Origin of the sequence: Candidatus Magnetaquicoccus inordinatus, from assembly GCF_004217665.1 — a bacterium.
Classification (GTDB): Bacteria; Pseudomonadota; Magnetococcia; order Magnetococcales; family Magnetaquicoccaceae; genus Magnetaquicoccus; species Magnetaquicoccus inordinatus.
Genome location: NZ_RXIU01000122.1, coordinates 5,606 through 10,518 on the forward strand (window position 1 = coordinate 5,606; position 4,913 = coordinate 10,518).

5 protein-coding genes are annotated in these 4,913 nt (G+C 50.2%); 2 read left to right on the forward strand and 3 right to left on the reverse strand.

Features of this window, described 5'->3' with window-relative positions:
• From EJP87_RS09945 to EJP87_RS09955, 3 genes are all read right to left on the reverse strand, one after another.
• A partial coding sequence (locus tag EJP87_RS09945; RefSeq protein ID WP_193771282.1) for a TerD family protein occupies positions 1–557 on the reverse strand: 557 nt, incomplete at its 3' end.
• A gap of 23 nt (positions 558–580) precedes the next feature.
• Positions 581–1,156, reverse strand: coding sequence for a TerD family protein (locus tag EJP87_RS09950; protein WP_130471717.1), 576 nt, complete (start codon positions 1,154–1,156; stop codon positions 581–583).
• A complete protein-coding gene (locus EJP87_RS09955; RefSeq protein ID WP_130471718.1) occupies positions 1,153–2,565 on the reverse strand; it encodes a hemolysin family protein in 1,413 nt (470 codons plus the stop codon). Before EJP87_RS09955 ends, EJP87_RS09950 begins: the two co-directional genes overlap by 4 nt.
• Before the next feature lie 142 nt (positions 2,566–2,707).
• Between EJP87_RS09955 and EJP87_RS09960 the strand changes: the two genes are divergently transcribed.
• A complete protein-coding gene (locus EJP87_RS09960; protein WP_130471719.1) occupies positions 2,708–3,379 on the forward strand; it encodes a response regulator in 672 nt (223 codons plus the stop codon).
• On the forward strand, positions 3,376–4,734 hold the full coding sequence (locus tag EJP87_RS09965) for a sensor histidine kinase (protein WP_130471720.1): 1,359 nt from the start codon (positions 3,376–3,378) through the stop codon (positions 4,732–4,734). The genes EJP87_RS09960 and EJP87_RS09965 overlap by 4 nt, the downstream gene beginning before the upstream one ends.
• The last annotated feature ends 179 nt before the right edge of the window (positions 4,735–4,913 follow it).

Below are 4,913 nucleotides of genomic sequence, written 5' to 3' on the forward strand. Positions count from 1 at the left end.
ATCTCATGGAAGGTTTTGCCGCGCCCATTTTCGCCGATGGCGTGCATTTTCCACTCTCCGGCATGGCGGTAGAGTTTGGCCATGATCATTGCTGTATGGGGGCCTTGGCTGTTGAGCTGATAGCGCGCTACCTCCTGTTGTGTACTGCGGTCCACCAGGCGGCAATAGGCATTTTGCACCCGGTCAAATGTATGCCCGGTAAAGCTGTTGACCACAAAAACCAAAAATTTGACCCCTTGCGGAACCATGGCCAGATTGACCAGAATCTGTTCATCGTCGCCCTCTCCAGCACCGGTGACATTATCACCGGTATGCTGAATGGAGCCATCGCGGCTGTGCAACTGCTGGAACCAGACAGCATCCACAATCTGGTTGTTTTGATCAAACAACAAACAGGAGGCATCCAGGTCGATTTCATTATTGCTGCTGAAAAAGCTCAACAAGCCGCCCGATTTTTTTACAATATCCCAACCCAAGCCCATGACCACCTGTTGCAAGGGTTGTCCCGACTCCTTGTTCAGGCTGATTTTTTGTCCTTTACTCAGATTAATGCCCATTCTTACTCCTTTCTCCACGACAATCAAGCATCGACGCCAAAATGACGAGCCAAGGGGGCCAGGCCACCAGCAAAACCTTGTCCGACAGCACGAAATTTCCATTCCGTATTGTGGCGATAAATTTCGCCAAAGATCATGGCTGTTTCTGTGGAGGCATCCTCGGAGAGATCATAACGGGCGATCACCGACTGGTCGGCGGTGTTGACTACCCGGATGAAGGCATTCTGGATTTGGCCAAAATTTTGTTTTTTGGCCTCCCCTTCATGGATGGTAACGGCGAGCACAATTTTTTGGATGTCACTGCCCAGGGCAGCCAGTTTGATGCGCACGACCTCATCATCCCCTTCGCCAGCCCCGGTACGATTGTCACCCATATGTTCGACATGTCCGCAGCTTGATTTTTTATTGTTGTAGAAGATGAAATCAACATCGGAACGCACCTTGCCCTGTTCGCTGAGGACAAAGGCCGAGGCATCGATATCAAAGTCCGAACCATCGGTGCGGCGCACATCCCAACCCAAACCTACGGCCACTTCCACCAGACCGGGAGCCTCTTTGCTCAAAGAGACATTGCCACCTTTGCTTAAACTCACACTCATTTTATATTCTCCTCTTCGTTTGGTTGGTGATGTGGTTGCGCCGATTCTGTGACGGTGGGTAACACTTTTTCAATATGGCGAAACTCCACCATGGTGATGCGATGGTTATCCATGCCAACGACCTTCAACTCTGCGCTTTCAATGGTGATTGTTTCGTTCATTTTGGGAATGTGGCCCAAAGATTGGTAGATCAAGCCGCCAATGGTGACAAAATCGGTATCATGCGGAAATTCATAATTGAGCAGGGACTCCAATTCCATCATGCGCATTGAGGCATCGATCATGAAGCGTCCATCATCGAGTTTTCGGAAGCGTCTGGTATTGGTGGTAAACTCATCTTCATATTCACCGACAATCTGCTCCAAAATATCCTCCAGGGTGATGATACCCTCTGTGCCACCATATTCATCGATGACCACAGCCATCTGCTGGCGAGTCGATTTGAACTCTTTGAGCAGATCGCTCATCATTTTACTGTTGGGGACGATATAGACCGGGTTGACATATTCGGCGATGGTTTGATCCAAATTTTGATTTTCCCGTGTATCAGCGAGGGCTCCCAACAGCTCCTTCATCGCCACATAGCCGGTGATATTGTCCAGATTGCCTGCATAGACCGGATAGCGGGCATGCGGTGCCTCACGAAATTTAGTCAGCGCCTGGGCCAAGGTGGTTTCGCGGGTAAAGGCCAAAATATCGGTACGTGGCACCATGGCGGTCCGAACCGTCCGACCTCCAAAATCCATCACGCTATGGATCATTTTGGAATCTTCTGGGTTGAAGATACCGGCATCCTCACTGGCGGTGATGATGGTACGAATCTCTTCGTGGGTCATATTAAAATGTTCGCCATGGGCTCCGACCAGACTGCCTTGGCCCACGCACCAGAGCAGAAAGTTGGAGGCATGTTTCATGGCCCAGATCACGGGAGTCCAGAAATAGTATTGCATATCCACCGACCAGGCGACCGCCATGGCCATTGGCTCGGCTCTGTGAAAGGCCAGGATTTTGGGTGCCAGCTCGCCACCCACCACGTGCAAAAAGGAGATGATGGCAAAGGCTACCAGATAGTTGATCAGTTTTGCCAATTGGGCCAAATCGTTGCTGCTGGAAAACAGGCCAAAGAGGGCTGTAAACCAGGGCTCCATGATTTGTGCCAGCGTATCCATGCCCAGGGCACCCAGAGCCAAAGAGACCAAGGTGATACCAATCTGGGTGACCGAATAAAAGCGTTCCGGCTCTTGATGCAGGCGTTGCACCCGGGCGGCTGCACGGTTACCTTGTTCAGCCAGGTTGCGTATTTTACTGCGTCTGGCGCCCGTGATGGCCACCTCGGCACCCACAAAATAGGCGTTCCCCAGAATCAAAAATAAAATTAATAACAGTTTAAGCCATAATACAGTTTCCATACGGTTTCGTATAACCTCGTTGCATGTGTGGATGGTATACCGCCATAATGCGGTTTATGACGGTATAATAGTTAATGAAGCTGAAATCAAGCTGAAGAGCGTGCATTTTTTCTTCTGCGAATACTCCAGGAGTGGATCAAACATGCGTCTCTTGATTGTTGAGGATGACCAGGTGTTGGCCAACCATTTGAAGCGGGATTTGGAACAGGCCAATTATGCTGTGGATATGGTACACAACGGAGCTCTGGGCGAAGCGATGGCCAATGAAACTCTCTACCATGCCATCATACTCGATTTAGGCTTGCCGGAAAAGTCTGGGCTGACACTTTTGAAAAATTGGCGACGTCGCGGCAATATTGTTCCGGTGATTGTTTTGACGGCACGCAATACCTGGAAAGAGCGTGTGGAGGGGATTGATGCCGGTGCTGATGACTATTTGGGCAAACCGTTCCATATCGAAGAGTTGTTGGCGCGTCTCAAAGCGGTCATTTATCGTTGTCACAACCGTGTGCAGGGAAGGTTGTCGGTAGGGGGCTATCATTTGGATGAGGCACGACAGTTGGTGATCACCCCCACCGCTGATGAGGTCTCTTTGACCGCCATGGAGTTTCGCCTGCTGCGCATCTTTATGCTGGCCCCGGAAAGAATCCACTCCAAGGAGGTGTTGATGGAGGCATTATATGATTTTGACCGGGTGACCGATCATAATGTTATCGAGGTCTATATCAACCATTTGCGGAAAAAATTGGGGAAAGATCTGTTTCGTACCCTGCGCTGGCAGGGCTATCGCTTTACACCGGAAGCACTCTCATGAAGGGGATGCGTTCGATCAAAGCCAAGTTGTTATGGACCTTGGCGGCCTCGCTGTTGTTGATGTTTGTCCTCTTATGGTGGGTGGTGAGTGCTGCTGTGCAGGAGTTGACCGCACGCTATCTGGAACAACGTATCGAACTGGAGATTTCCAGTATCCTTGCAGAAGTAAATTTTGACGAGGCAGACGGGATTATCTTGGATACCAAACAGGTCGATGCACTGTTTCATTTTTCTTTTTCTGGCTATTATTATCAAATTTCTCTGCAAGGTATGCAGCAAAAACAGATTTTGCGTTCACTTTCTTTGGGTGATTTTATTCTGCATATTCCTGAGGTGATGATCGGCCAACAAACCCGGATGATCATTCCCGGTCCAAAAGGGCAAAAATTGTTGGCAGTGGTTCGTGCCATTCCCTTGCGTGAACAGAGTTTATTGATTGCTGTTGCCGAAGATCTGACGCCGTTTGAAAAAAATCGTCAGGATTTTCAATGGCTCTATACGCTTTTATCCCTTGGCTTGTTGGCGATTTTGCTGTTGGCCCATTATGGGGCGGTGCAACAGGCCATGTCGCCGATCCAAAAGATACAGCACAATGTGGTACAGTTGGAGATGGGGCAAGTCAATAAATTAAGCAGCGATGTGCCGCCAGAAATGGAAAAGATTGTCGATCAGATCAATCGATTGTTATTGCGTACCGAACAGCGATTGGTGCGTTCGCGCTCTACCATCGCCAATCTGGCCCATGCCTTGAAAAGCCCGTTGGCCACCTTGAGTCAGATGCTGCGTCATTCGCTGCCGACAGAGGATACCAGGCTGCGTGGCGAATTGGAGGAGCGTTTGGCCTCTCTGCATGAACTGATTGAACGGGAGTTGCGCCGTGCCCGTTTGGCAGACCATGCTTTGTCGGGAACCCTCTTTTGTCCCAAACAATCTTTGGGTGATCTGGTGCGTACCTTGAAAAATATCAATTTTCAGAAAAATATTGAGGTAGAGCTGGATTTTTCTCCAGGGATGTTGCTGCCTTTTGATCAAGAAGATATGACCGAAATCTTTGGCAATTTGCTGGATAATGCCTTCAAATGGGCCCAAGGACGAATCGGTGTGACCTTGGAAGAGTTGGAGCAGCAGTTTAATATCCGCGTCGAGGATGATGGACCAGGGGTTGAAGAGGAGGAGATAGAGCGTTTGGCCGGACGCGGGGTGCGTATCGATGAGAGTCGACCGGGCCATGGCTTGGGGTTGGCTGTGGTGCGCGAGACAGTGGAGCATTATGGTGGGCGGTTGCAGTTTGCCCGTTCACCTGCCCTGGGCGGTCTGCAGGTGGAGATCTCCTTGCCGATGCCATCCATCATCTGATGGAATGGTAAAAGTGGATGTCTCTCCCCTCCATGCAGGGGGTGATATGCACAGTTGTGTGGGTGGCAACGGAGCAAACATGTGCCAATGCGCTTGTCCTGAAGCAGTCACCAGGGCAAGCGCATTTGCCAATTTCCTCACTGTTGCCACAAGCGAAACTGTGCATGTCGGGCGTCCGC